The sequence below is a fragment of the Streptomyces sp. NPDC031210 genome (genome assembly GCF_055570395.1).
Genome location: NZ_JBVIHH010000013.1, coordinates 43,138 through 68,807 on the forward strand (window position 1 = coordinate 43,138; position 25,670 = coordinate 68,807).

Genomic DNA, 25,670 nt, shown 5'->3' on the forward strand with positions numbered 1-25,670 from the left:
TTAGGCGGAGCTGGACGGACGAAGGTGGAGAGCGTATTGCGGTTCCATGAAACCGTCCGGACACCGTTGGGCGGGCTGGGCGGCGGCCCCGTCCACGATGTGTACGGACCAGTCCAGGATCTGCACCGCCGCCCCTGCGGCCTCCAGCCCTTGGCAGTGGGCATGGTGTCGGCGGGCGATGCCGTCCAGGTCGAGGTGGGTGCCGAAGGCGGGATGGGCGGCCAGTCGCCGTGCGTAGGCCCACAGGTGCGGATGGTCGGCGATGTGGTGGACCGCGGCGGCGTCCAGATGCAGACGGTGCACGGTGTCGAGTTGCACCAGGGTCACCCACAACTGCACGTCGGCGGCGGTCATTTCGTCGCCCAGGATGAAGTCCTGGTGGGTGAGCCGCCACTCCAGTGAGTTCAGAACGCGGAGCAGGGAACTGAGGGCGGTCCGCCGTGTCGTGGCGTCGGCGCCGGCCTGCCCGGTGTGCTGTGCGGCTTCGTTGATGCGGTACTCGCAGAGGCGTCCGACGGCTTCGATCTCCTCCTCCGCGCCGTGTGGGTAGAGGGCGGGCCGGCCGGAGCCGTCACCACCGAAGTGCCTGGCCAGGTCCCGGAGGATGCCCGGCGTGTCCGTGCTGACGATCCGCCCCGTCCAGTCGTCGCTCAGCACCGGTGCGGCGGCCGGCGCGGGATGCCGGTGCGAACTGGCCTCGTACAACGGGCGCAGAGCGGAGTGTCCGCCGTCGGGGCTGTCGGGCACGGCCGGCAGCAGCGCCACCGGGAGGGTCTCTTCCAGGCCGAGCAGGCTGTGTGTGATGGCGATCCGCAGACAATCGGAGCAGGACAGCGAGAGATGGAGGCGGTAACGGCGCGACACAGCGTAGTAGCCACTGCTCGCGTCACAGCCGATCCTTCCCCGGAACGACGGCGGGGAGGGGAGGGACGGCACGGTGGTCGAGGGTGCGGCGGGCATGTGTCTCCCTGGGTCCGGGTCCGGCTTCTGGTTCTCAGAGGTGCGGCAGGCGGCGCACGTGGGGTGATGGGCGCGCGGCGGCGTCGGCGCGTACCCGTACCCGGCGGGGATGCGGTGCCGGTGGGCACCGCCGGTGTCAGCGCAGAGGGTTCGCCGCGCTGCAGACACGCAGGAGATCGATGTGGCGGCGGGAGGTCAGCAGGAGAGGCGGCCGTCCGGCGCGCACGGCGCGGTCGGCGGGCGACTCCAGACGCTCCATCATTTCCTACCCATTCACTAGGAATCTCTGCTCTGGAGTGTCAGGCGGCCTCCGTGCCACGTCAAGGGGGCCTTCCCGCGTCTCGCCCGGTGTCTCACATGATGGAAGGAGGGCTTACGCCGCCCGGTCCGTCGCGCAGGAGGCGAGCAGGGCGCGCACGGCTCTCCCCGCCCGTGACCACGTTGAGCAGCAGCCGGCCGCCGGTCTGCCGCTGGAAGGTGGACGCCATCCGCGCGGCGAGCGTGGGAGAGACGAAGCCGGGCCTGAAGGCGACCAGGGACTTCACCCGCTCGGTGTGCCGGCTGACCATGGCGGTGGCCAGCCAGGCGTCCTCGCACCAGGCTCCGGTGGGGTCAGCGCGCCGGTGAAGCCCAATTGCTCGGCGGCGCGGGCGATCTGGGTGAGGTAGCCGATGCTCGGCGGCCGGTCACCGCCGGCCGCGGTGACCGGGGTGCCGTCGCCGCCGCCGACGACATGACGGCTGTCGCCGTTGGTGGGCAGGAACCAGTGGAAGGTGAGGCTCATGGAGGTTCACGCCTTTCGCTCGTCGTCGGCGGTCACGGTCAAGCTGCTCGTCCGGCGGCCGCCGGCAGGGCCGTACGGCTGCCGAGGGCTTCGGAGAACTGGTCGACGACCTGTGCGAGGGCCTCGGCCGGGCCCGGCGCGACGGTCAGGGTGCCGTCGACGCCCACCGCGAGGTCCTTGTCGAGCGTGAACCAGCCCTGGACGATGTGCGCGGCGCCCATGGAACTGAGCACCGGGCGCAGCGCGTAGTCGATCGCCAGGACGTGCGCCGTACTCCCGCCGGTCGCCAGCGGGAGGACCGTCTTGCCGACCAGGCCGTACTGCGGCAGCAGGTCCAGCAGGGACTTCAGCAGCCCGGAGTAGGCGGCCTTGTAGACGGGCGTGCCGATCACGACCCCGTCGGCGCGGTCGAACAGTTCGGTCGCCTCGACGATCGCCGGGTGCCGGAAGTCGGCGCCGAGCAGGGCCTCGGCGGGGATGGTGCGGACGTCCAGGGGGATCACCTCGTGTCCCTGTTCCGTGAGCCGCAGGTCCAGGTGGCGCAGCAGGCGGGCGGTACGAGAGGTGGCGGAGGGACTTCCGGAGACGGACAGGACGGTGGCCATGGCGGATCCTTCGGGAGCGTGAGGTAGGTGTGGGACTGGTGCGGGGCCGTGTACCGCGGCGTACCGCGGCCCCGCGTCCTCGACAGCTACTTGTCGGTCTTGGGCAGTCCGGGCGGGTTGATCTCGGACTTGGTCACGGCCTCGTCGGACAGGCCCCAGCGCTTCAGCACCTTCGCGTACGTCCCGTTCTCGATGACGTGGTCGAGGGCGTGGGCGAGCGGCTTGACGAGGCCGCTGTCCTTCTTGGTGGTGGCCGCGATGAGGCCCTGGAGGGTGGAGCCGGCGCCGGAGTAGGTGCCGACCACCTCTGTCTTCCCGGTGGTGGCCGCGTGGTAGGCGGCGGTCGGGTTGGGGCCGAGGTAGAGGTCGATCCGGCCGGACTGGAGGGCGAGGTAGGTGTCGCTGTCGTTCTGGTAGTACTTGATGTTCACCGGCTTGCGGCCGGCCTTCTCGTTCTCCTTGCTCCACTCGATCAGCAGCTTCTCCTGGTTGGTGCCGCTGCCCACGGCGACGGTCCTGCCCGCCACGTCCTTCGGCCCGGTGATCTTCAGGCCGCTGCCCTTCTTCGCCTCGAAGCCCAGGTTGTCCTCGCGGTAGGGGGCGAAGTCGTACTTCTCCTTGCGCTCCTCGGTGACGGTGATGTTGCTGAAGCCGACGTCGTACTTGGCGCTGTCGAGGCCGACGAAGATGTTCTCCCAGGAGACCGTGTTGAGGTGCGGCTTGAGGCCGAGCACGTCGGCGACCAGAGAGGCGATGTCGGGTTCGACGCCGATGATGGTCTTGTTGTCGGTGGCGTAGAAGGTCAGGGGCGCAGCGGAGCCGGACGAGTCGACGATCTCCAGGGTGCCTCTCTTGCGGATCTTCTCCGGGACCTCGGCCGCTATGGAGTCGATCTTGTCGGTGGTGATGCGGTCCTGGTCCGGGCTCACGTTGATCTTCGTCTTGCCGCCCGACGCAGCCGCGACCTCGGTCGTGCCGCCGTCGGAGGGGTTGCTGCACGCGGCGAGGACGAGCACGGCGGTCAGTCCCAGCGCGGCGGCGGCGGTGCGGCGGGTGATCGAGGTGGACATGGTCGTGCTCCTAGCTGGTGGGGAGGGGTGAGGGGTGGTCAGAGGACCTTGGAGAGGAAGGCGCGGGTGCGCTCGTGCCGCGGGTGGTCCAGGACGGCCGCGGGCGGGCCCTGTTCCACGACGACACCCCCGTCCATGAACACCACGGTGTCGGCGACCTCGCGGGCGAAGCCGATCTCGTGGGTCACGACGATCATGGTGGTTCCGGTGCGGGCCAGGTCCTTGATGACGTCGAGGACTTCGCCGACGAGTTCCGGGTCGAGCGCCGAGGTGGGCTCGTCGAACAGCAGTACCTTGGGTTCGAGGGCGAGTGCGCGGGCGATGGCCACGCGCTGCTGCTGTCCTCCGGACAGTTGCCGTGGATAGGCGTCGGTCTTGTCGGCGAGTCCGACTCTCTCCAGCAGCCGGCGGGCGGTTTCCTCCGCCCCCTTGCGCGGGCGGCGCAGCGCGGAGACGGGAGCCTCGACGAGGTTCTCCAGCACGGTCAGGTGCGGGAAGAGGTTGAAGTTCTGGAAGACGAACCCGATGTGGGTGCGCTGCTTCAGAACGTCCTTCTCCTTGAGCTCGTGCAGTTTTCCCGCCCGTCGCCCACCACCACCCTCAACCGAGGCCCTTCGGGCCGCCCTTCTGTCTTCGGAGCGGCGGTAGCCGATGAGTTCGCCGTCGATGGCGATCCAGCCCCGGTTGACCTTCTCCAGGTGGTTGATGGTGCGCAGCAGTGTGGATTTTCCGGAGCCGGACGGGCCGAGGATCACGGTGACCTCGCCGGTGCGGACCTGGAGGTCCACGCCGCGCAGCACTTCCAGCGGGCCGAAGCTCTTGTGGACGCCGTGGACGTCCACCATCACACCGTCGACCGTCGGCTTCGCGTCCTTGACGGCCACCGTCACGTCGCTCATCGGCTGTCTCCCAAAGGCTTCAGGGGTACGACGGGCTGGTTGCGCTGGGCGGCCGCCGCGCGCAGGGAGCGGACGAAGCGCCGGGCGCGCTGGAGCGGGGTGGGAGGAGGGGTGCGGTTCGCGCCCCGGGCGTAGCGCCGCTCCACGTAGTACTGCGCGACCGACAGCAGCGAGGTCAGCACCACGTACCAGGCGGTGGCGACCAGCAGCAGCGGGATAACCCGCCCGTTGCGGCCGTAGATCACCTGCACCTGGTAGAACAGCTCCCCGATCGACATGACGTAGACCACCGAGGTGCCCTTGAGCAGGCCGATGATCTCGTTGCCGGCAGTGGGCAGGATGGCGCGCATGGCCTGCGGCAGCACGATCCGGCGGATCTGCCGCAGCCGGGGAATGCCGAGTGCCGCTGCGGCCTCCATCTGTCCGTGGTCGATGGAGATGACGCCGCCGCGGACGATCTCGGCGGCGTAGGCGGCCTGGTGCAGCGTCAGCCCGATGATGGCCGCGCCCATGGTGCCGATGACGCTGTTGCTGTCGACGGACCAGAACACCGGGCCGAAGGGGATGCCGAAGCCCAGCCTCTCGTACAGCGCGCTCAGGTTGAACCAGAACACCAACTGGACGATCATCGGGAGGGAGCGGAAGATCCAGATGTAGGTCCAGGCGACAGTCTGCAGCACCGGGCTGCGCGACAGCCGCATGAAGGCCAGGACGGTTCCCAGGAGGAAGCCCAGCACCGTGGCGTAAGCGGTGAGCTGGAGGGTCACCCACACCGCCTGGACGATCGTCTCGGACAGGACGTAGGCGCGGAAGACGTCCCACTCCCAGACCGGGTTGGTGGCCAGACCGTGCCCGAACTGGGCGACCAGCACGGTCACGGCGACGGCCGCCGCCCAGCGTGCGTAGTGGCGGGCGGGGACGACCTTGAGCGAAGGAGGGTCGTCCGGCGTGGGAGGGGCTTCGCGGCCGTCGCCCCGGATGGCCACGCAGGGCGGCGCGGTGTCGGTGGTCGGTCTCATCGTGGTGTTCCTGCTCGACTCTTATGTGTGCTCGGGCGGGTTGATCCGCGACGTCTCGATCGCGGAGGGGGAGGTGCCCCACTTCTTGAGGATCCGGGCGTATGTGCCGTCCTTGATCAGCTCGTTGACGGCGGCCTGGAACGCCTTGGTGAGCGGGGAGCTCTTCTTGAAGGCGAAGCCGACGTCGAGGCGGTGGTACTCACCGAGGAAGGTGGTCTGCGAGGCGGGCTGCGACGCCTGGTAGCGCAGACCGTTGATGGTCGACATGATCACGTCGATCCGGCCCTGCTGCAGCGCGGTGAGAGTCGCCCCGTTCTCCGAGTAGACCTTCACGTCGTACGGCTTCTTGCCCGCCTTCGCGCACACCCCCTTCTGCGCGGTGAGCGTCGCCTCGAAGGTGGTGCCGGCGCCGGTACCGATGGTCAGCCCGCACAGCCGCGTGAGGTCCGTGACCTTCGTCTTGACCGCGGTGTTGCCCTTCTTCACCGCGAAGCCCTGGCCGTCGTTGATGTAGGTGACGAAGTCGACGGTCTTCAGGCGCTCCCTCGTGACACCGAAGTTGCCGGTGCCGAAGTCGTACTTGCCGCTGCCGAGGGCGGGCAGGATCGTCTCGAAGGAGGCGTCCTGCCGCTCCAGCTTCACGCCGAGGACCTTGGCCACCGCGTCGGCGAGGTCGATGTCCTGGCCCGCGGGTGCCTTGTCCGTGCCGTTCGGGTAGTACGCCCCGGGCGGGAAGCCGATCGAGCTGCCGACCCGCAACGTGCCGGACTCGCGGGCGTCGGCGGGCAGCAGGGCGGCGACGGAGTCCACCTTGCGTACGGCGGCGACCGGGTCGTCGGTCGGTGCGGGGGATGCCTGGGCACCCGCCGGTGTGGTGCCGGAGGTGTCGCCGGCCCCGCAGGCGGTCAACGTCAGGACGGGCAGCAGCGCGATGGTGGCGGCCATGCGCAGACGAGTTCTGGTGCCACGGACGTTCACAGGCCGGCTGCCTCTCCTTGGGGTGGTGCGGTCGGCAGGTGCTTCTCGAAGGGCAGCGGGCCGATGGTTTCCGGGTCGGCCTCGGTGTCGAACAGCGGGGTGTAGCCGGTCGTCAGGTACAGGCCGCGGGCCTCGGGCTGGCGCGGCCCGGTGGTCAGGTAGATCCGCCGGTAGCCGCGGGCGCTCGCCTCGCGCTCCAGCTCGGCGACGACACGGCGGGCCAGACCGCGCCGACGGTGGGCGGAGTGCGTCCAGATCCTCCCCCAGACTCCGTCCGGGGGGACCCCCATCAGCTCGGCCGTGGTCTCGTCGTACCGGCGGAAGGCACCGCCCGCGACCGGCTCGCCGTGTTGGAGGAGCAGGAGCAGCACACCGCCGTGCGGGGCGGTGAACTCCTCGTCGGGGTAGCGGGCGAGTTCGGCGTGGGCGTCCCTGCCGTAGCGCGTGGAGTACTCGTCGCCGAGTTCGCGCAACAGGGGTCTCACCCGCGGGTCGGACACGGTTACTTGAATTGCCGTCAGTTCCGCTGCTGGCAGTGGTGGTTGGGCGACGGACGTCATGCGTTCACCGCCGCGAGGGTCTGCGTGCCGCGGGCCGCCCGCTCGGCGTCGCGCTTGGCGACCTCCGCGCTGACGAGCGGAATCACGTACCGGCCGAAGTCGACCGCGTCGCCCAGCAGGTCGTAGCCGCGGGCGGAGAGGATGTCGACGCCGAGGTCGTAGTAGTCGAGGAGGGCTTGGGCGACCGTCTCGGGGGTGCCGACCAGGGCGTTGGAGTTGCCCGCGCCTCCGGTCGCGGCGGCGGTCGGGGTCCACAGGGCCCGGTCGTAGCGCTCTCCCGCCTCGGCGATGGCGATGAGTCGCTGCGAGCCGACGTTTTGAGGTGTTGCGGCCTGTGGCTGTGTGTGGCCGTTGTGGCGCTTGGTGATCGCCTCGCCCTTCTCCCTGCGGGCCTTGATCGCGCCGACCGTGCGATGGGCCTTCTCCCAGGCCAGCTCCTCCGTCGGGGCGATGATCGGGCGGAACGCCACCTGGATGCGGGGCACGTCGGTGCGGCCCGCGGCCTTCGCGGCGGACTTCACGGCCTCGATCTGCTCGGCGGTCTTCTCCAGCGGCTCGCCCCACAGGCAGTAGATGTCGGCCTCGGCACCCCCCGCGGCGTACGCGGCGGGCGAGGAGCCGCCGAACGAGACGTTCGGGCGGGGTTGCTGGACCGGGAAGACATCGCTGACGAAGTCGTGGAAGCGGTAGTGCTCGCCCTCGTGGTCGAAGGGCTCGCGGGTGGTCCAGATCTTCTTGACGATCCGGATGTACTCGCGGGTGCGGGCGTAACGCTCGTCCTTGGTGAGGGTGTCGCCCTCACGGCCCTGCTCGCGGTCGTTGCCACCGGTGATGAAGTGCACGGTCAGCCGGCCGTCGCTGATCTGGTCGAGGGTGGCGAAGGTCTTCGCGGCGAACGTCGGGTAGGAGACGTTCGGCCGGTGGGCCAGCAGGATCTGGAGGCGGTCCAGCCTGCTCGCGATGTAGGCCGCGGCCGGCGCAGGGTCCGGCGATCCGGAACCGTACGCGAACAGCACCCGGTCCCAGCCGTGGTCCTCATGCGCCCGGGCGAGCCGGAGTGTGAACTCCTTGTCGAAGGCGGCGCCGGAGCGCGGGGTGGTTTCGGAGCCGTCGTTGGTGGCGGCGATGCCAAGGAATTCCACTGGCATGGGAGATGGCCTTTCCTCAGGTCCTCTGGGCCGGGCCGTTCCGTGGGCAGCGGGCGGGCACGGCGGAGCAGCCCTCGGAGCGGCCGGGTGTGCCGGCGCTTCGAGGTGCTGGGAGCCAGGTGGTGAGCAGGTGTGATGACGCCGGGCACGGGCCTCGGGCGAGGTGGGGCGGCGGCAGCGCGTGTCAGGTCTCGCAGGACCGTTCGTACGCGGATTCAGCGTGGGTTCAGCGCATGCGTACGACGGTGCCGCGAAGGGAGGAACTCGGCCCGCGACGGGGTCACCGAGGGAGGGAAGGGCCGGTCAGACGGCCCGCTGCCGCGTCAGGCGCAACACGCTGCGGACCACACCCGACCGAAGTCGATGTGGTCACGGGTGACCAGGCGCTGCTCGGCATTCATGCGAGTAATTGAGCAGTACATCTCGCTTCTCGTCAACTACGGCCCGGATGCCGGACCGGCGCCCAGCGGTTCCAGCGCGTGGTTGACACATGCGCGTGGTGCGCCCATACGATCGAGAAGGGACCGGCTCCGCCGCGCGGCAGCCGTACCGGCCGCGTTGAGGGACGCGGCGCGCGATGACGCCGAACCGAACTCCAGCCACACCGCACCGTGCCCGCACCGTGCCTGCTCGGAATCCACGAGCGTGCGCCGTCGGGTGGTCACCGACGCCCGCGCTTCCCTCCCTTGGAGAGCCTCCTGATGGTCTCGCCGTCCGACATCGCCGATTCCTCCCGTATCTCAGCGACCATCCCACTCACAGAAAGCCTCAAAGCCTCCGGCCACGCCCCGGGCCGCCCAGGCCCCGACGACGATCTGCCACGGATCGTGCCGCGCCGGCACGCCGGCCGCTGGCTGACCGCTGCCGCCGCGCTGCTGGTCTTCACGATGGTGGTCGACTCCGTCGTCCGCAACCGCGCCTTCCAGTGGGATGTCGTCGGCCGGTACTTCACCACCGCCGCCGTGCTCGACGGGCTGCTGCTCACCCTGTGGCTGACCGGCGTGGTGATGGTGCTCGGCTTCCTGCTCGGCATCCCCCTGGCCGTGATGCGGCTGTCCGCCAACCCGGTGCTGCGCACGCTGAGTTGGGGCTACGTGTGGATATTCCGGTCCACTCCGCTGCTGGTACAGCTGCTGTTCTGGTTCAACATCGGCGCCCTTTACCCGACGCTCGGCCTCGGCATCCCCTTCGGGCCTGAGTTCGTCACCGTCAAGACGGTCAACCTGCTCGGCCCCACCCTCACCGCCGTCATCGGCCTGACCCTCCACGAAGCCGCCTACGCCGCCGAGGTGGTGCGCGGCGGCATCCTCTCCGTCGACTCCGGCCAGACGGAAGCCGCCCAGGCTCTCGGCATCGGCAGAGGGCGCGCCCTGCGCCGGATCGTCATCCCGCAGGCGATGCGCTCCATCGTCCCGACCGCGGGGAACATGCTGATCGGCACCCTGAAGGGCACCAGCATCGTCAGCGTGCTGGCCGTGCACGACCTGCTGTACTCGGTGCAGCTGGTCTACAACCAGACCTACCAGGTCATCCCGCTGCTGATGGTCGCCACCCTCTGGTACATCGCCGTCACGACCGTGCTCAGCGCGGGGCAGTTCTACGTCGAGCGCCACTACGCGCGTGGCTCCGCCCGCGCCCTGCCGCCCACCCCCCTGCAGAGGCTCAGGGTCCATGTGGCCGCGCTGCGCGTCCGGCTGTACAGGGCGACGGCGCCCGACGCCCGCCCGGCAGTCGACGGTGGCCGGTGAGCCCACCCGCGGTGTTGCGTTCCCTACATTTCCCATCGATTTACTAGGAAAGTATTGACGGCCCACCCAGCGGGTGCGCAGGATGACGCACATGGCCCACACGCAGCAGCGACTCGTTCGTCGTCGGCATGTCGACTTTGGTCACGTCGTCAGCGCCGCCTGCTGTCGCGCGTAGAGGGCACGCCGCTCACACGTTGCGCGTGCCACTCCGCTCCTTCTCTCTCATCCCAGGTGATCAGGCAAAGCCACCCGTGCGCCTGATGGCCCGACGCACTCCTGAAGGACGACCGCCATGACCACGGCACTTCCGGCCCAGGCCACTCGATTGCATTCGCCACTGCCCGACATGCGTCATCTCCGCCTCGTGGGCGACACCGCGCAGTCCGGCGACGAGGGAAACGATTCCGCTCCCCTCGTCGGTTACCTCGTACTGGTCCCCGAGGGCACCGATCCCGCCCAGCTCTTCGCGAAGGACGTGACACGACCGGAGATCCGGCCGATCGCCCCTACGGACGCACCTCCCGTGCAGCAGACGGGAGGCGGCGGCGTGCGCATCGATCCCGCGCGACATGTCGCAGAGCTGGACGGACGCGAACTCGACCTCACCTACCTGGAGTTCGGACTGCTGGCCCATCTCGTTCTCCATCCCCACCAGGTGCATTCGCGCGAGCAGTTGATGGCCGGCATCTGGGGCTACGACCACATCGGCGACGGCCGCACCGTGGATGTCCACATCGCGCGGCTGCGCCGCAAGCTGGGCAGAGCTCACCGGCACCGGATCGTCACTGTACGGCGCGTGGGCTACAAGTACGTGCCCGACCAGCAAGAGGACCCCAACACCGCACCTTGCCACCGACCTTGAGGAGACCACCGCCATGGGCGTTGCCACTGCGCCGTCCGGACCCGCCTCGGATTCCGACCGGATCGGGCCCGGCCGTGCGCACTGGCTGCGCGTGGCCCGTGAGACGGCGGACGACCTGGCCACGGACGCGGTGGCCAGGGAGCAGGCAGGCAAGGCCCCGTTCGACGAGGTGTCCGGGCTTCGTGAGGCGGGACTGCTGACGCTCCTCATACCGGCCGAGCTCGGGGGAGGCGGCGCGGACTGGCCCACGGCCTACGCCGTCGTCCGGGAGATCGCCGTCGCCGACGGCGCGATCGGTCAAGTGCTCGGCTGTCACTACTTCCTGTCGTGGAGCGCCCGGTTGTTCGCCGAGCCCGCCCTCGCCGCTCAGGTCGAGCGGAAGTCCGCGGCGGAGCAGTGGTGCTGGGGTGGTGGTTTCGCCCGTCAGGAACTGCCTCTGACGCTGGCCGGGAAAGGCAGTGGCCATGTGCTCGACGGTCGGCAGAGCTACGCCACGGGGGTTCTGGTCGCCGACCGCCTCGCCGTGCGGGCCAAGCGGGCCGACACCGGCGAACCACTCGCGGTCGTCGTCGATTCCGCCCGTCACGGCGTGCGGATCGACGGCGGCACCGACACCTTCGGCCAGCGGCTCGCGGCCGGCGGGAGCGTGGAGTTCGACGCCGTACCGGTCGCCGCCCACGACGTACTCGGCTCCCTGTCCGCGGACGAGGACGTTCTGTCACCCCTGACTGCTCTGGCATCGCCGGTCGGACGTCTTCTCTCGGTCCAGCTCCTTCTCGGCATGGCTGAGGGGGTGCTCGCCGAAGCCCGTGAGTACAGCAGGACGGGCCACTCGCCCTGGCACCCGGACTGGCCGGCCGGCTCCCCCCATGACCTACAGGTGCTGACCGCCTACGGAGAACTCACCGTCCTCGCCCGCTCCGCGTCCGCGCTCGCCGATCAGGCAGTGGATGCCGTGAACGGCGGGCTGGCACGCGGCGAAGACCTCACCTACGACGAGTACGCGGAGATCTCCGTCCTCGTGGCCATGGCCGAAGCCGCCGCTTCCAGGGCAGCGCAGGAGTCCACCGCCCGAGCCCTCGACATCATCGGCGCCCGCTCCGCGTCCTCGCGGCTGGGCTTCGACCGCTTCTGGCGCAACGCCCGAACTCACACCTTGTACGAGCCCGTCGCCCACCGGCTCCGCGACGTCGGGGACTACTTCCTCAACGGTGCGCACCCTCCGTTCGTCCTGCCTGTCCGACCTTAGTCCGACCTCGAGGACCCGGAGCTCCGGATCTGTGACAAGCCGCCTGCTCCGGAAAACCCCCCTCCAAGAACGAATTGGCTCGGTATCTCGGGGCCGAAATCGGCATGATCGGGAATCACCACGCGACCTGACATCCAGGCAATTGTGAACGCCGCACTTCGCTCGCATGACAGGCGGTTCAGGATATGAGACATACGCGCACGCGACGTTGACCTGGCCGAATTTCGCTGCAACTCTCTTAGCTGTGAGCAACATCGAGGACCTCGCCGCGCGTCTGCATGTCGATCTGCGACGTCAGGCCAGCGCCATCTGTGCCGTCGGCCGCTGAACCCGCTGACGGGCGCTGCCCTCTCCCGCTCCCTTTCGAAGTCGGCTGCTACGACCACGCCGCTGCTGTCGTAGATCATTGATTTCTCGCAGCCATTCCTGACGAGGTCTCCTTCCTCATTCGGTTTCCGCCCTGCCGCGCTCAACTGCCGAGCACTCCTTTCATCTGGGGCTTCTTCCTGCCGACGAACCCCGGCAGGCGTCGATTCTCGCCATTTCGGGTAGCACGTCCGCCGATCCCACGTCCGTCCCCATTCGCTTGAACAGGACCTTTCCATGGCCACTACGGCATCGACCCGACGCCAGTTCCTCTCTCTGCTCGGACTTTCGGCGGTGGCCGTGAGCTGCGGCACCACCGCAACCGGAGCCCCCTCCGGCAAGGGACAGACCAAAACACTCCGATACCAAGGCTGGGCGGGCCAGGTCACCCTGCCGGAGCTGGCCGAGGATCTCGGCTATCTGGAGGACGTGAAACTGAAGTGGGTCGGCAACACCATCAGCGGGCCCCAGGACATCCAGTCCGCGGCCACGGGCCAGATCGACTTCGGCGGTGCCTTCAACGGCGCAGTTGTCAAACTGGCCGCGAAAAACGCCTCCATCAAGGCCGTCATCAGCTACTACGGCTCCGACAAGTACGCCTACAACGGCTTCTACGTCCTCAAGGACAGCCCCATCCGTTCCGCCCGCGACCTGATCGGCAAGAAGATCGGGATGAACACCCTCGGAGCCCACTCCGAGGCCATGCTCGACATCTATCTGCAGCGAGGCGGTCTCTCCCGGGCGGAGATCGGCAAGGTCGAGCCCCTCGTGGTACCTCCGGTCAACACGGAGCAGTCGCTGCGTCAGAAGCAGATCGACGTGGCCGTGCTCGGCGGCATTCTGCGCGACAAGGCCCTGGCAACCGGGGGCATCCGTCCGCTGTTCACAGACCATGAACTGCTCGGCTCGTTCAGCGCCGGCACCTTTGTGATGACGGACCGCTTTCTGAAGCAGAACCCCGACACGGCCCGAATCTTCGTCACCGCCGTGGGGCGGGCCATCGAGTGGTCCCGTTCCACGCCGCGCGAAGAGGTCATCGCTCGGATGACGGACATCGTGAAGAAGCGCGGCCGCAACGAGGAGACCGCACCACTGAAGTACTGGCGGTCCTACGGCGTCGCCGAAACGGCGGGCCGGATCACCGGTAAGGAACTCCAGTTGTGGATCGACTGGCTGGTCGAGCGCGGTGACGTCCAGAAGGGCCAGGTCACGTTGTCGGACCTCTACACCAATGAGTTCAACGGCAAGCAGAAGTCCTCCGCCACTGCGAAGAGCGGGAGCTGATCCCATGCCGGAATCCACCAAGGAACCCCTCACACCCAAGATCGTGTTCGAGAACGTCCGGAAGGACTTCACCGTCAAGGACGGCACGGGGGCTCGACGGACAAGCCGGTTCACCGCCCTCGACGGCATCGATCTGGAGATAGCAGCCGGCGAGTTCGTCGTCCTGGTCGGTCCCAGCGGCTGCGGGAAGTCGACGCTGCTGGACCTGCTCGGCGGCCTCACCCGACCCACCGGCGGGCGCATCCTGCTGGACGGCGAACCCGTCACCGGCCCCGGCCTGGACCGGGGCGTCGTGTTCCAGCAGTACGCGCTGCTGCCGTGGCGCACGGCCCAGGGCAATGTCGAGTTCGGCCTTGAGGCCGTCGGCGTCCCACGGCGTCAGCGTGCCTCACGGGCCCGGGAGTTCCTGGACCTGGTCGGTCTGTCCGGGTTCGAGGAGCGCCATCCGCATGAGCTGTCGGGCGGGATGCGACAGCGGGTGGCGATCGCCCGCAGCCTCGCCTACGACCCCGATGTGCTCCTGATGGACGAACCGTTCGCCGCGCTGGACGCCCAGACCCGGGAGTCGCTGCAGGACGAACTGCTGCGCATCTGGCAGCGCACCGGCAAGACCGTCGTCTTCATCACGCACGGCATCGACGAGGCCGTCTACCTGGGACAGCGCGTCGCCGTCATGACATCGAGGCCGGGCCGCATCAAGCAGATCGTGCCGGTCGCCTTCGACTCCCGTACGGCGACGGACGACCTCCGCTCCAGTCCCGAGTTCGCACGACACCGGCACGAGATCTGGTCGCTGCTGCACGACGAGGTGGCCAGGGCCCAGCAGTTGGAGAAGGAGGAGGCTTCCGTATGAGCCCCATGACCGGCACGGCCACCGAGAAGACCACGGCGCCGGACTCGGTGAGCGCCGCCGAACCCGTGCCCGTCCCCGGCCCTTCCTCCGCCGAGTCCACACTGTCCGCGCCGCATGACGCATCGCCGTCGAGAGTGCGCCAAGTCCCCTCCACGGCGGCCCGGGGCCGCCGGGCGGTCCGCCGACTGCCGCACCTGCTGGTCAAGGGGGCGACCAAGTCCGCGGCGATCGTGGCGCTGCTGCTGCTGTGGGAGACCGCACCCCGACTCGGCCTGGTCGACCGGATCTTCCTGCCGCCGTTCAGTGAGGTCGCCCGTGCCTGGTGGGGGCTGGCCGTCGACGGTCAGCTCGCCGACAACGCACGCGCCAGCCTGGTCCGCTCGTTCAGCGGATTCGGACTCGCGTTGGCCGTCGCCGTGCCGCTCGGCCTGCTGATCGGCTGGTACCGGCCGGTCGCCGACCTCCTCGGACCGCTCCTTGAGGTGTTCCGCAACACCGCCGCCCTGGCCCTGCTGCCGGTGTTCGTACTGCTGCTGGGCATCGGCGAGACCTCGAAGATCTCCATCGTGGTGTACGCGTGCACCTGGCCGATCCTGCTCAACACCATCAGCGCGGTCCGCAACGTCGACCCGACCCTGCTGAAGCTGGCGAAGTCGATGGACCTGTCCGCGCCCCGGCTGTTCCAGAAGGTCATCCTGCCCTCCTCGGTGCCGGTGATGTTCACCGGCATCCGGCTGGCCGGAGCCTGGTCCATCCTGGTGCTGGTCGCCGCGGAGATGATCGGCGCCAAGGCGGGCCTCGGCTATCTGATCAACGCCTCGCAGTACAACTTCGCGATCCCGCAGATGTACGCGGGCATCATCACGATCTCCGCCATCGGCGTGGCCTTCAACCAGTTGCTGATGGCCGTGGAGCGGCGGCTCAGCTCCTGGCGCGTACCAGTCGGCGGCTGACTCGGCCGCCTTCTCGTCCCGCTGGCCTCCCCGATCTCCGCCTTCTCCCGATCGTCTCGCCGCCCCTGATCCGAGGAACCTCATGACCACGACCAGACCCCGTCGGCTCCACCTCAACGCCTTTCTGATGAACGCCGGCCACCACGACGCCGCCTGGCGCCACCCCCGTACCCAGCCCGAACGGGTCACCGATCTGCGCTACTTCCAGCAGCTCGCGCAGACCGCCGAGCGTGGCCTGCTCGACTCCGTCTTCCTCGCCGACGGCCTCGCCCTGTGGGGAAAGGTCCGGCACAACGCCCTCGGCGGCTTCGAACCCCTCACCCTGCTGTCCGCCCTCGCAGCGGTCACCGAACACGTCGGCCTGATCGCCACCGTCTCCACCACCTTCAACGAGCCCTTCCACACCGCCCGCAAGTTCGCCTCCCTGGACCACATCAGCGGCGGCCGGGCCGGCTGGAACATCGTCACCTCCGGCACCGTGAACGAGGCCCGCAACTTCGGGCAGGACGAGCACCTGGAGCACCGGCTGCGCTACGAGCGGGCACGGGAGTTCGTCGAGGTCGCCACCAAGCTGTGGGACAGCTGGGAGGACGACGCGATCCTGCTCGACCGTGAACGCGGCGTCTACGCCGATACCGACAAGGTGCGGGAGATCAACCACCGCGGAGAGCATTTCGGCGTGCAGGGTCCGCTGAACGTACCGCGCACCCCCCAGGGATACCCACTGCTGGTGCAGGCCGGTTCCTCGGAGGACGGCAGGGAGTTCGCCGCCCAGTACGCCGAGGCCGTCTTCACCGCCCAGCAGACCCTCGCCGACGGCCAAGCCTTCTACAAGGACCTCAAGTCCCGGCTCGCCCGTTACGGCCGCGCCGAGGACGAACTGCTGGTGCTTCCCGGCATCGCCCCTGTCATCGGCTCGACCGAGGCCGAAGCCCGCGCACTGGAGCAAGAGTTGACGGAGCTTCAGGTTCCCGAGTACGGGCTCGCCCAGCTCTCCGGGATGCTCGGCACCGACCTGACCGGGCTGCCGCTGGACGGACCGCTGCCCGAGCTGCCCGAGGAACGGGACATCAACGGCAACAAGAGCCGCTTCACGCTCGTCGCCGAACTCGCCCGCCGCGACGGCCTCACCCTGCGTGAGATCATCGCCCGCCTCGGCGCCGGACGCGGCCACCGGGTGTTCGCCGGCACCCCCGAACAGATAGCCGACCAGATCCAGGAGTGGTTCACCCAGGGTGCCGCCGACGGCTTCAACATCATGCCGCCACATCTGCCGGGCGGCCTGGAGGACTTCGTCGACCACGTCGTCCCGATCCTGCAGCGGCGCGGACTCTTCCGCACCGAGTACACCGGCCGCACCCTGCGCGAGAACTACGGCCTGGCCCGCCCCGCCAACCGGCTGGCCGCGGCGGCAGCAGCAGAAAGCCGGCCCGCATGACCGGGCTGGACCTCGCCACGGACGTCCTGGTGGTCGGCGGCGGCCCCGCCGCCACCTGGGCCGCGCTCAAGGCGGCCCAGGACGGAGCGGACGTGGTCCTCGCCGACAAGGGCTACTGCGGCACCAGCGGCGCCACCGCCTCCGCCGGCACCGGCGTCTGGTACGTCCCCCCGGAGCCCGCCGCGCGGGAGGCCGCCATGGCGAGCAGGGAGGCACTGGGCGGATTCCTGGCCGACCGACGATGGATGACCCGGGTGCTGGACCAGACGTACGCGGGCATGAACGAGCTTGCGGCGGCCGGACGCTACCCCTTCCCCACAGGGCCGGACGGAAAGCAGCTCAGGAACGGCCTGCAGGGACCGGAGTACATGCGCAGGATGCGGATCCGCGTCCAGCGGGCCGGGGCCCGCGTCCTCGACCACAGCCCAGTCACCGAACTGCTCACCGACCCCTCCGGGGCGGTCGCCGGGGCCAGGGGCCACCAGCGGCAGGCCGGTCGGCCCTACCGGGTGCGCGCCGGGGCGGTCGTCCTGGCCACCGGCGGCTGCGCGTTCCTCAGCGGCGCGCTCGGCTGCAACGTCAACACCGGCGACGGCGCGCTGTTCGCCGCCGAGGCGGGCGCGGAGCTGTCCGGGATGGAGTTCTCCAACGCGTACGGCATCGCACCCGAGGGCACCTCCGTCACCAAGACCGCGTTCTACTCCTTCGCGACCTTCTACCGCGAGGACGGCACGGTCCTGGAGGGTGCGGCCAGTCAGGGCGGCCGGTCCGTCATCGCGCGTGCGCTGCTCAGCGAGAAGGTCTACTGCCGCCTCGACCGGGCGGACGCGGCCGCCCGGCAGTCGATGCGGCGGGCCCAGCCGAACTTCTTCCTCACCTTCGACCGGCTCGGCATCGACCCCTTCACCCAGCGCTTCGCCGTCACGCTCCTCGCCGAGGGCACCGTGCGCGGCACCGGCGGCATCCGCATCACCGGCGACGACTGCTCCACCACCGTCCCCGGGCTGTACGCGGCCGGTGACGCGGCGACCCGTGAGTTGATCTGCGGCGGCTTCACGGGCGGGGGCAGCCACAACGCCGCCTGGGCCCTCTCCTCCGGCACCTGGGCGGGCCGGGGCGCGGCCCGCCACGCCCGCTCACTCGGCGTCCACGCCGATACGAGGCGCCTGGTGGCCGCGGGCGGCGCCGGGGTCCGGCCCACCGGGACGCCGGGTCCGGCCGACGGCTTCCGCGAGGTCGTCACCGCGGTCCAGGGCCAGGTGTTGCCGTACGAGAAGAACTATCTGCGCCACGGAGACCGGCTCGCCGCAGCGCTGGAGGTGCTCGACAGCCTCTGGAAGGAGTCGCGCGCCTCACTGCACGCCGGGGGCGGAGACACCGTACGGGCCCGGCAGGCAGCGGCGATGACGGCGCACGCGCGCTGGATGTACGCCTCAGCTCTCGCGCGCACCGAGACCCGAGGCATGGCCAAACGACTCGACTTCCCGGCGCAGGATCCCGGGCAGCACCACCGCATCGTGACGGGCGGCCTCGACCAGGTGTGGACCCGCGCCGAGCCCCTGACCACGGCGCCCACCGCATCGACGGCACCGGCCGCACCTCTGGAGGTGGCCTCGTGATCGAACTGGTCTCGGCGGAACGCTGCATCACCTGCGACAAGTGCATCAAGGTCTGCCCGACCAACGTCTTCGACCGCGGCGAGGACGGCATCCCCGTGCTCGCCCGCCGCGACGACTGCCAGACCTGCTTCCAGTGCGAGGCGAACTGCCCGGCCGACGCGCTCTACGTCGCTCCCCTGACCCGCCCACTGCCCGACGACCCCACCGCCCGGGACGAGGAGCACCTCGACCGTGCGGGCCTCCTCGGCAGCTACCGCCGGCACATCGGCTGGGGACAAGGCCGCACCCCCGGCGCACTGCGGGCCGTCGGCCCTCCCCTCGGACCGCCGGGGTCCAAGGGAACCTCCCCGCCCCTCACCTCCTGACGACCCGACTGATCACCTCTCCGCTGATCACCTCCTGAAGGGAACACCCGCACATGACCACCAGCACCGGCTTCGACATCCGCAGGATCGGCGGCCGCATCGGCGCCGAGATCCTCGGCGTGGACCTCTCCACCGACCTCGACCCCGCCGTCGTCACCGAGATCAACTCCGCGCTCCTGGAACACAAGGCGCTCGTCTTCCGCGACCAGAACCTCGACGACGCGGGCCAGCTCCGCTTCGCCTCCCTCTTCGGCGACCTCACCACCGCGCACCCGACCGTCCCCTCCGTCGACGGCCGGCCCCAGATCCTGCCCGTCGACGGCGACGAGGGCATCCGCGCCAACCACTGGCACACCGACGTCACCTTCGTCCGTACTCCCCCGAAGGCGTCCACACTGCGCAGCATCGTGGTCCCGCCCTACGGCGGAAACACCCTCATCGCCAACTCGGCCGCCGCGTACCGGGACCTGCCCGAGCCGCTGCGCGAGCTGGCGGACAGGCTGTGGGCGGTGCACAGCAACGACTACGACTACGCCGCCCCGAAGAGCGACAAGGCCGCCGAGCACCGCAAGCGGTTCGTCTCCCGGAAGTACCGCACCGCCCACCCGATCGTCCGCGTCCACCCCGAGACCGGGGAGCGCGGGCTGTTCATCGGTGGCTTCGCCCAGAGCATCGTCGGCCTCGGTCCCTCCGACTCCCGGGACCTGCTGCGCATCTTCCAGTCGTACGTCACCCGCCCCGAGAACATCGTGCGCGTGGCCTGGACGCCGGGCGACCTCGTCCTGTTCGACAACCGCATCACCCAGCACTACGCCCCGGACGACTACGGCGACCTGCCGCGCCTGCTCCACCGGGTTACCGTCGCGGGCGACGTCCCCGCCGGTGTCGACGGCACCCTCAGCCACGCCATCGAGGGCGACGACGCCTCGCACTACACCCCCGCCGCGGTCTGAGCCCCGGGGCCGCAGGGCAGGAGCACCGTGCCCTGCGGCCCCCGCCCCGGACACCGACCGAGCTGTGCGGGAGAATGTGCGTATGCGGATCTCAGCCAGGGCGGACTACGCGGTACGTGCCGCACTACAGCTCGCCGCGTCCCAGGACGGCGGTCCACTGAAGGCCGAGGCCATCGCCGAGGCTCAGGACATTCCGCACAAGTTTCTCGAAGGCATTCTCAACGACATGCGACGGGGCGGCCTCGTGCTCAGCCAGCGCGGCGGCAACGGCGGCTACCGATTGGCCAAGCCCTCCGAGTCCATCAGCATCGCCGACGTCATCCGCGTCGTGGACGGCCCACTGGTGTCGGTACGTGGGGTCCGCCCCCCTGAGCTGTCCTACACCGGTCCCGCCGAGTCACTGCTCCCCCTCTGGATCGCGTTGCGTTCCAATGTGCGCGAGATCCTGGAGGGCGTATCGCTCGCCGACGTCGCATCGGCCCAACTGCCGTCGGACGTAACCGCGTTGACGAAGACCCCCAGAGCCTGGGTGAACCCCTGACACGCAAGGTGCTGCCGCCCATCACCGCCCTCACGCTGGTGCTCGTTGGCTGGCATCTGCTGGTGTGGGCCGAGGTCACCCCCGCCTACAAGCTGCCCTCGCCGTCCGCGGTACGGGACGAGATGACCGATGCCCCTGCCATCGGCCGCCTGGCTACGGTGCGGTGACGGGCAGGCCCGCCGCACGCCACGCCTGGAAACCGCCGACCAGGTCGGTCGCCCGGTGCAGTCCGTACCGGATGTCGACCAGCACGGCACCGTCGGCAGCCGCCGCGCAAGCCTCCTTCGGGCCGACGCGGTCGAGCCCGGCGCGGACACGCGCCACGTGCTCGTCGATGGAGGTTTCTCCGCTCATCGCCAGTCCTCCGGCCTCTCGACCTGCTCCAGCCGGAGCACCGCGCCGGTACGGCTGAAACGCCGCATCAGAGGGAGGGGCGGGTAGTAGGCGTGAACGGAGACGGCATGCTCGGTGCGCGACTCGTTCCGCACTTCGTGTACGTGGTGGTGGCCGAAGGCCCTGCCCTCACCGGGTGGCAACTTCCGTCGGCGGTCGAAGCCTTCTGCGAGTTCCAGGGTCCTCCACCCGTCGGCGGGGAGACGCACCGCAAGCGCGTTCTCCGTCAGCTCGCCCGCCGCCGTGGTGAAGGCACCGATCGACTCAGCATGGTCGTGCCAGCCGGTGCCCGCGCCGGGCGGCCAGCCGATGAGCCATGCCTCGCTGCCACCCGGGCCCTCAAGGCGTACCCAGGTGCGGCTTTGGGGGTCGAGCGGGAGCGCGGCGACGAGGTCGGCGTCCGCGGCGGTGCGACGCACGAATGCGAGGAGCTGGGCAGGGGTGGGGCCCGGGAAGTCGGCGGACTTCTCTGTGGGTGAGGTGGCCTGAACGGGCGCAGAGGTGATCGTCGTGCTGGACACGGGTGACGTCCTGGAGATCGCTGGGGTCGCGCGGGCGGCACACAGGGCGCCGCGCGAGAGGAAAGGCGAATTCAGCAGGACGGACGACACACGCAGCCCGCATAGCGGACGAGGTCCATGTGGACCCTCCGCCACAGGTGCCGGACAGTGTCGCTCATGCCCCATGACTACAACACGACGTGCGCCGGGGCAACCGCTTCTCACAGTGTGGCGGCGGGCGGCTCGGTCCGTACCAGGGCTTCGTCGACAGTTGCGAGGGCGAGGCCGCCGCCGCATCGTGGTCACTCGGAGTCCAGGATGTGGGCGACGGAGTGGCGGATTTTGGCACTGCACTCATAAAGCCCCAGCTCAGGTGGGTGTGCAGAGAGCCTCAGGTGGCGCAATACTGCGGCAACACCATCGGGGTGGCTCTCCTTGTACGTTCCCCTTCATGCCAGCCGAACCCGCCCCCGCTGCCCTTCCGGTAGCCGCCGCTCGCCGCCGACGGCTGCGTGCGGACCGGGCCCGGCAGCTCGCAGACCTGCTGCGACACCAGATCCTGGCGGGGAGTTTCCCCGGCGGGATCCTGCCCCTCGAGGACGTCATCGCCGCCGACTACCGGGCCAGCCGCAACACCGTCCGGCAGGCCCTGGACCTGCTGCGCGACGAGCAACTCGTCAACCGGCAACCGGGCGTCGGCACGGTGGTCGTCTGCGAGAAGTACCCGCACGGACTGGACCGCCTCCAGGGCCTGGCCGAGACACTGCGCGAGCACGGCCGGGTCACCAACGAGGTACGCACCGTCGGACCGGTCACCGCCACCGGCCCGGTGGCTCATCGACTCGGCCTGCCTGAGCAGGCCGACGTGCTGTGCATCGAGCGGCTGCGCCGCCTGAACGGCCTGCCTCTGTCCCTGGACCTGTCCTACCTGCCCATGGACGTGGGCGGTGAACTGCTCGGCTGCGACCTCGAGAACACCGACGTGTTCCGGCTCCTGGAGTCGCTGACCGGGGGCCCGCTGGGGCATGCCGAGATCACCCTGGAGGCCGTCAACGCCGACGCGCACTGTGCCGCGGTACTCCAGGCCCCGCGCGGTGCTGCCGTACTGATGCTGGAACGGCTGACCTGTCTGCCCGACGGGCGGCCGGTGGACCTGGAGTTCATCCGGTTCCGCGGCGACCGCATCACCATGAGCGGCGTGCTGCGCCGCTCCCCATGATCCCCGTTTTCCCCGCTTCCTTCCGTTCCCCGCCGTTCCGGCTCTGCCGGGCCCTTTGGAGACCAACCATGCCTCTCGTCCCGCAGCGCGCCGACGTGCCCGTGACCATCGACGAGTCCAAGTGCATCGACGGCTGCACGCTCTGCGTCGACATGTGTCCGCTCGATTCACTAGCGATCCGCGAGGACGACGGCAAGGCGTACATGCACGTGGACGAGTGCTGGTACTGCGGTCCGTGCGCGGCCCGGTGTCCCACCGGTGCAGTCACCGTCAACATGCCCTACCTGCTCCGGTGAAAGGCCGAACCTTCATGTACCGCAAGAGAATTCCCCTCCTGCCGCTCCTCCCGGTCGCCCTGCTGTTCCCGCTCACCACCGCCTGCGGTGGCACCGCCGACGCCGACGGCGACGCGAAGACGGTGACCGTGACCGTCGGCTACCAGTCCAAGACCATCAACACCGTCACCGCCGGCACCCTGCTGCGCTCCCTCGGCTACTTCGAGGAGGAGCTCGCGGCCCGCGGGAAGAAGGACGGCATCTCCTACAAGGTCGAGTGGCAGGACTACGCGACCGGCGCCCCGATCACAGCCCAGATGACGGCGGGGAAGATCGACATCGGTTCGATGGGCGACTTCCCGTTGCTGATCAACGCGGCCCGCGGCAAGGAGCTCAAGCAGCCGACCCGGCTCGTCGCGGTCACCGGATACAACCTGCGCGGCGGCCTGAACACCGTCGTCACCCCACCCGGTTCACCCCTGCGATCGCTGGCCGACCTTCGTGGCAAGAAGGTGTCCACCAGCGTCGGATCGGCCGCCGACGGCACCCTTGTCCGGGCTCTGCAGCGGGCCGGCATCGACCCGGGCAAGGGCATCCGGAAGCTCAACCAGCAGCCCAGCGTGGGTGCCTCGGCCCTGGCCGCAGGCAGCGCCGACGCGCTGTCCCAGTTCGTCGCCTGGCCTGGCAAGCTGGCCTTCGAGGGCCGGGCCACCGCTCTTTACGACGGGGCAGAGCTGAACCTGCCGACCTTCCACGGGGTCACAGTCCGGGAGAGGTTCGCCGACGAACGGGCCGGGGTCCTCGACGACTTCCTCAGGGCACAGCGCCGGGCCACCGACTACCTGCGCGCCCAGCCGGTCGCCGCCGCCGAGTCGGTGGCGAAGAAGACCGGGCTGCCGGCCGAGGTGGTCTACCTCTACAACGGCGCCAACGGCATCGCCACCTTCGACCCGGAGCTCCGCCCGGAGTTGATCGCCGCTCTCAAAAAGGACCTGCCGGTGTTGCGGGCCGCCGGGCTGGTGCGCGACGTCGACGTGGACGCCTTCGTGGACCCGGCGCCGCTGAAGCGGGCCGTGCGGGCCTCCGCCTACCCGAAGGCGGGCGCCGCGAAGCCCGAACTGTGGCTGAAGGGCAAGACCACCACCCACACCTTCGACAGCCCTGAGGAACTGCTGGCGGCTGCCAAGGGCGCCGACGTGCGGGCCGCCTATGTGCCGGACGCGCTGACCGGCACCCTGTGGTTCGCGGACAAGGCGGTATGGGTCGAGGACGGCTCCGAGCTGCGCGCCTTCGTCACCCGGGCAAACGCGGAGAAGTTCACCGGGCGGAACGCCGGAGCGAGGATCATCCGCTACGCAGACGCCGTGAGGCTGGCGTCATGAGCCCGGGCCGTCGGCTGCTCCGCGTGGCCTCGTTGGCCGCGGCTCTCGGGGGGTGGCAGCTCCTGACTTCCCTTGATGTGAACATGTGGCTGCGCTTCGAGCAGTTCCCCACAGTCGGTGAGGTGGCGTCCGCCTTCGCCGACCGGGTCGGCACCGATCCGTACTGGCAGGACCTGGGTCACAGCCTGCGCCGGATCGTCCTGGGATTCCTGCTGGCCGCCGTGCTGGGGGTGGCGACCGGCACGGCCATCGCCCGGTCCCGATGGGTTTCCGACCTGCTGGGTCCGCTGGTGGAGGTGGTGCGGCCCGTGCCCGCCATCGCCCTGGTCCCGGTCGCCATCCTGCTGCTGCCCACCAACGAGCAGGGCATCGTGTTCATCACCTTCGCCGCCGCCTTCTTCCCGGTGGTGGTGTCGACCCGGCACGCGGTGCGGGCGCTCACCCCGGTCTGGGAGGAGGCCGTGCTCACCATGGGCGCGGGCCGGCTACGGGTGCTGTTCTCCGTGGTGTTGCCGGGTGCCCTGCCAGGCATCTTCGGCGGCTTGTCCGTAGGCATCGGCGTGTCGTGGATCTGCGTGATCTCTGCGGAGATGATCTCCGGCGAGTACGGGGTGGGCTACCGCACCTGGCAGGACTACACGATCGTCGACTACCCGGCGGTGTTCGTCGGCATGGCCACCATCGGGGCCTTGGGATGGCTCACCTCGACCGCGGTGGAGCTGCTGGGCCGTCGCGCCACCTCCTGGCTGCCCCGCCCGGTCGGGTGGGGAGATGCCGACGCACCGCGTCCGGGGTCCCGCGGGTCCCGCCGTGCTCCCGGGGACGTGGGCGCCGAACCCGCCGCCGCGATCCGTTCCGCTGTCCCCCGGAAGGAGCCCGTCCCATGAGCACGGCAACCCTGCCTGCTGCCCCCGCGCCGGAAGGCGCCGAACTCGCCCTGCACGACGTGCGGCTCGGTCACGCGGACGGCGCCGCCCTCCCCGGCACGGTCGCGTTGCGGATCGCGCCAGGGGAACTGCTTGCCGTGGTCGGGCCATCCGGCTGCGGGAAGTCCACTCTTCTGCGCACCCTCGCCGGCCTGCTTCCTCCGCTGGACGGGCGGGTCACCCAGGACGGTGAGCAGGTCGCCCGGCCGGCAGCCGACCGGGCGCTGGTATTCCAGCACGACGCTCTGCTGCCCTGGCGGACCGTCCGCGCCAACGTCGAGCTGCCGCTGGCGATCCGCCGGATCCCCCGGGCCGAGCGGCGGCGGGCGGCAGGCGACTGGCTGGAGCGGGTCGGTCTCGCCGGACACGGCCACAAGCTCCCGCACCAGCTGTCCGGTGGGCAGCGGCAGCGGGTCCAAATGGCCCGGGCCCTGGCCGGCAGGCCCCGGGTGGTGCTGATGGACGAACCCTTCGGCGCGCTGGACGCGCAGACCCGCGCCGGGATGCAGGACCTGCTGGTGGACATCCTGCGAGGCACCGGCTCGACCGTCGTCTTCGTCACCCACGATGTGGACGAGGCCCTCTACCTCGGCGACCGGGTCGCCCTGCTGGCCACTGGGCAGGTGCTGGACGTACCCCACCCGCGTGACCGCGAGGGGCGGCACGCCCCCGGCACGGCCGAACTACGCCGCCGCATACTCGAATCCCTCTGAAAGGCACT

29 protein-coding genes and 1 pseudogene are annotated in these 25,670 nt (G+C 69.8%); 17 read left to right on the plus strand and 13 right to left on the minus strand.

What is annotated here, in order from left to right:
- The 10 genes and pseudogenes from ACZ45Z_RS23255 to ACZ45Z_RS23300 form a co-directional block, all read right to left on the minus strand.
- Positions 1-960 (minus strand): glutathione S-transferase C-terminal domain-containing protein, encoded by a 960-nt coding sequence (locus ACZ45Z_RS23255; RefSeq protein WP_468365529.1) that lies wholly within the window; start codon positions 958-960, stop codon positions 1-3.
- A 136-nt stretch (positions 961-1,096) separates the two neighbouring features.
- Entirely contained in the window at positions 1,097-1,222 is a 126-nt protein-coding gene (locus tag ACZ45Z_RS23260; protein WP_468365530.1) for a hypothetical protein, read from the minus strand.
- Positions 1,223-1,364: 142 nt separating this feature from the next.
- Positions 1,365-1,744: pseudogene (locus ACZ45Z_RS23265) on the minus strand (LLM class flavin-dependent oxidoreductase); the annotation flags it as partial.
- Positions 1,745-1,782: 38 nt separating this feature from the next.
- A complete protein-coding gene (gene ssuE, locus ACZ45Z_RS23270) occupies positions 1,783-2,349 on the minus strand; it encodes an NADPH-dependent FMN reductase (protein ID WP_468365533.1) in 567 nt (188 codons plus the stop codon).
- An 86-nt stretch (positions 2,350-2,435) separates the two neighbouring features.
- Positions 2,436-3,419, minus strand: a complete 984-nt coding sequence (locus ACZ45Z_RS23275; protein ID WP_468365536.1) for an ABC transporter substrate-binding protein — start codon at positions 3,417-3,419, stop codon at positions 2,436-2,438.
- Between the two features lie 38 nt (positions 3,420-3,457).
- A complete protein-coding gene (locus tag ACZ45Z_RS23280; protein ID WP_468365539.1) occupies positions 3,458-4,318 on the minus strand; it encodes an amino acid ABC transporter ATP-binding protein in 861 nt (286 codons plus the stop codon).
- Positions 4,315-5,337 (minus strand): amino acid ABC transporter permease, encoded by a 1,023-nt coding sequence (locus tag ACZ45Z_RS23285; protein WP_468365542.1) that lies wholly within the window; start codon positions 5,335-5,337, stop codon positions 4,315-4,317. The genes ACZ45Z_RS23280 and ACZ45Z_RS23285 overlap by 4 nt, the downstream gene beginning before the upstream one ends.
- Positions 5,338-5,358: 21 nt before the next feature.
- Complete coding sequence (locus ACZ45Z_RS23290; protein ID WP_468365545.1) at positions 5,359-6,282, minus strand: ABC transporter substrate-binding protein; 924 nt, start codon at positions 6,280-6,282, stop codon at positions 5,359-5,361.
- A gap of 29 nt (positions 6,283-6,311) precedes the next feature.
- A complete protein-coding gene (locus ACZ45Z_RS23295; protein ID WP_468365548.1) occupies positions 6,312-6,875 on the minus strand; it encodes a GNAT family N-acetyltransferase in 564 nt (187 codons plus the stop codon).
- Positions 6,872-8,023, minus strand: coding sequence for an LLM class flavin-dependent oxidoreductase (locus ACZ45Z_RS23300; RefSeq protein ID WP_468365551.1), 1,152 nt, complete (start codon positions 8,021-8,023; stop codon positions 6,872-6,874). Before ACZ45Z_RS23300 ends, ACZ45Z_RS23295 begins: the two co-directional genes overlap by 4 nt.
- Positions 8,024-8,724: 701 nt before the next feature.
- Here ACZ45Z_RS23300 and ACZ45Z_RS23305 point away from each other — a divergent pair.
- The 12 genes from ACZ45Z_RS23305 to ACZ45Z_RS23360 all read left to right on the plus strand — a co-directional run bounded on the left by ACZ45Z_RS23305 (position 8,725) and on the right by ACZ45Z_RS23360 (position 20,421).
- Positions 8,725-9,771, plus strand: a complete 1,047-nt coding sequence (locus ACZ45Z_RS23305) for an amino acid ABC transporter permease (protein WP_468365554.1) — start codon at positions 8,725-8,727, stop codon at positions 9,769-9,771.
- A gap of 292 nt (positions 9,772-10,063) precedes the next feature.
- Entirely contained in the window at positions 10,064-10,633 is a 570-nt protein-coding gene (locus ACZ45Z_RS23310; protein ID WP_468365557.1) for a winged helix-turn-helix domain-containing protein, read from the plus strand.
- 13 nt (positions 10,634-10,646) lie between these two features.
- Entirely contained in the window at positions 10,647-11,882 is a 1,236-nt protein-coding gene (locus ACZ45Z_RS23315) for an acyl-CoA dehydrogenase family protein (protein WP_468365559.1), read from the plus strand.
- A 603-nt stretch (positions 11,883-12,485) separates the two neighbouring features.
- A complete protein-coding gene (locus tag ACZ45Z_RS23320; protein ID WP_468365562.1) occupies positions 12,486-13,532 on the plus strand; it encodes an ABC transporter substrate-binding protein in 1,047 nt (348 codons plus the stop codon).
- 4 nt (positions 13,533-13,536) lie between these two features.
- Positions 13,537-14,385, plus strand: a complete 849-nt coding sequence (locus ACZ45Z_RS23325; RefSeq protein WP_468365565.1) for an ABC transporter ATP-binding protein — start codon at positions 13,537-13,539, stop codon at positions 14,383-14,385.
- Positions 14,382-15,338 carry an ABC transporter permease gene (locus tag ACZ45Z_RS23330; protein WP_468365568.1) on the plus strand — a complete coding sequence of 319 codons (957 nt, stop codon included), beginning with the start codon at positions 14,382-14,384 and terminating at the stop codon, positions 15,336-15,338. Before ACZ45Z_RS23325 ends, ACZ45Z_RS23330 begins: the two co-directional genes overlap by 4 nt.
- Positions 15,339-15,420: 82 nt before the next feature.
- A complete protein-coding gene (locus tag ACZ45Z_RS23335; RefSeq protein WP_468365570.1) occupies positions 15,421-16,776 on the plus strand; it encodes an LLM class flavin-dependent oxidoreductase in 1,356 nt (451 codons plus the stop codon).
- Entirely contained in the window at positions 16,773-18,395 is a 1,623-nt protein-coding gene (locus tag ACZ45Z_RS23340) for an FAD-binding protein (protein ID WP_468365572.1), read from the plus strand. Before ACZ45Z_RS23335 ends, ACZ45Z_RS23340 begins: the two co-directional genes overlap by 4 nt.
- Entirely contained in the window at positions 18,392-18,760 is a 369-nt protein-coding gene (locus ACZ45Z_RS23345; protein WP_468365574.1) for a 4Fe-4S dicluster domain-containing protein, read from the plus strand. Before ACZ45Z_RS23340 ends, ACZ45Z_RS23345 begins: the two co-directional genes overlap by 4 nt.
- Positions 18,761-18,813: 53 nt before the next feature.
- Positions 18,814-19,713 carry a TauD/TfdA dioxygenase family protein gene (locus ACZ45Z_RS23350; protein WP_468365577.1) on the plus strand — a complete coding sequence of 300 codons (900 nt, stop codon included), beginning with the start codon at positions 18,814-18,816 and terminating at the stop codon, positions 19,711-19,713.
- A gap of 82 nt (positions 19,714-19,795) precedes the next feature.
- Positions 19,796-20,254 (plus strand): RrF2 family transcriptional regulator, encoded by a 459-nt coding sequence (locus tag ACZ45Z_RS23355; protein WP_468365580.1) that lies wholly within the window; start codon positions 19,796-19,798, stop codon positions 20,252-20,254.
- 8 nt (positions 20,255-20,262) lie between these two features.
- Positions 20,263-20,421, plus strand: coding sequence for a hypothetical protein (locus ACZ45Z_RS23360; protein WP_468365582.1), 159 nt, complete (start codon positions 20,263-20,265; stop codon positions 20,419-20,421).
- On the opposite strand, the gene ACZ45Z_RS23365 is transcribed toward ACZ45Z_RS23360, so the two are convergent.
- From ACZ45Z_RS23365 to ACZ45Z_RS23375, 3 genes are all read right to left on the minus strand, one after another.
- Positions 20,408-20,608 carry a hypothetical protein gene (locus ACZ45Z_RS23365; protein WP_468365585.1) on the minus strand — a complete coding sequence of 67 codons (201 nt, stop codon included), beginning with the start codon at positions 20,606-20,608 and terminating at the stop codon, positions 20,408-20,410. The two genes, ACZ45Z_RS23360 and ACZ45Z_RS23365, sit on opposite strands and share 14 nt — an antisense overlap.
- Positions 20,605-21,153 carry a cupin domain-containing protein gene (locus ACZ45Z_RS23370; RefSeq protein ID WP_468365941.1) on the minus strand — a complete coding sequence of 183 codons (549 nt, stop codon included), beginning with the start codon at positions 21,151-21,153 and terminating at the stop codon, positions 20,605-20,607. Before ACZ45Z_RS23370 ends, ACZ45Z_RS23365 begins: the two co-directional genes overlap by 4 nt.
- A gap of 86 nt (positions 21,154-21,239) precedes the next feature.
- Positions 21,240-21,326 (minus strand): putative leader peptide, encoded by an 87-nt coding sequence (locus tag ACZ45Z_RS23375; protein WP_468365943.1) that lies wholly within the window; start codon positions 21,324-21,326, stop codon positions 21,240-21,242.
- Between the two features lie 272 nt (positions 21,327-21,598).
- Here ACZ45Z_RS23375 and ACZ45Z_RS23380 point away from each other — a divergent pair, with 272 nt between their 5' ends.
- The 5 genes from ACZ45Z_RS23380 (at position 21,599) to ACZ45Z_RS23400 (ending at position 25,662) form a co-directional block, all read left to right on the plus strand.
- Positions 21,599-22,366, plus strand: coding sequence for a GntR family transcriptional regulator (locus tag ACZ45Z_RS23380; protein ID WP_468365588.1), 768 nt, complete (start codon positions 21,599-21,601; stop codon positions 22,364-22,366).
- 68 nt (positions 22,367-22,434) lie between these two features.
- Positions 22,435-22,662: a 4Fe-4S dicluster domain-containing protein gene (locus ACZ45Z_RS23385; RefSeq protein WP_017236562.1), complete on the plus strand. Its 228-nt coding sequence runs from the start codon at positions 22,435-22,437 to the stop codon at positions 22,660-22,662.
- A 14-nt stretch (positions 22,663-22,676) separates the two neighbouring features.
- Positions 22,677-24,023, plus strand: coding sequence for an ABC transporter substrate-binding protein (locus tag ACZ45Z_RS23390; protein ID WP_468365592.1), 1,347 nt, complete (start codon positions 22,677-22,679; stop codon positions 24,021-24,023).
- Positions 24,020-24,910 (plus strand): ABC transporter permease, encoded by an 891-nt coding sequence (locus tag ACZ45Z_RS23395; RefSeq protein WP_468365594.1) that lies wholly within the window; start codon positions 24,020-24,022, stop codon positions 24,908-24,910. Before ACZ45Z_RS23390 ends, ACZ45Z_RS23395 begins: the two co-directional genes overlap by 4 nt.
- Positions 24,907-25,662: an ABC transporter ATP-binding protein gene (locus ACZ45Z_RS23400; protein WP_468365596.1), complete on the plus strand. Its 756-nt coding sequence runs from the start codon at positions 24,907-24,909 to the stop codon at positions 25,660-25,662. Before ACZ45Z_RS23395 ends, ACZ45Z_RS23400 begins: the two co-directional genes overlap by 4 nt.
- Positions 25,663-25,670 lie beyond the last annotated feature (8 nt).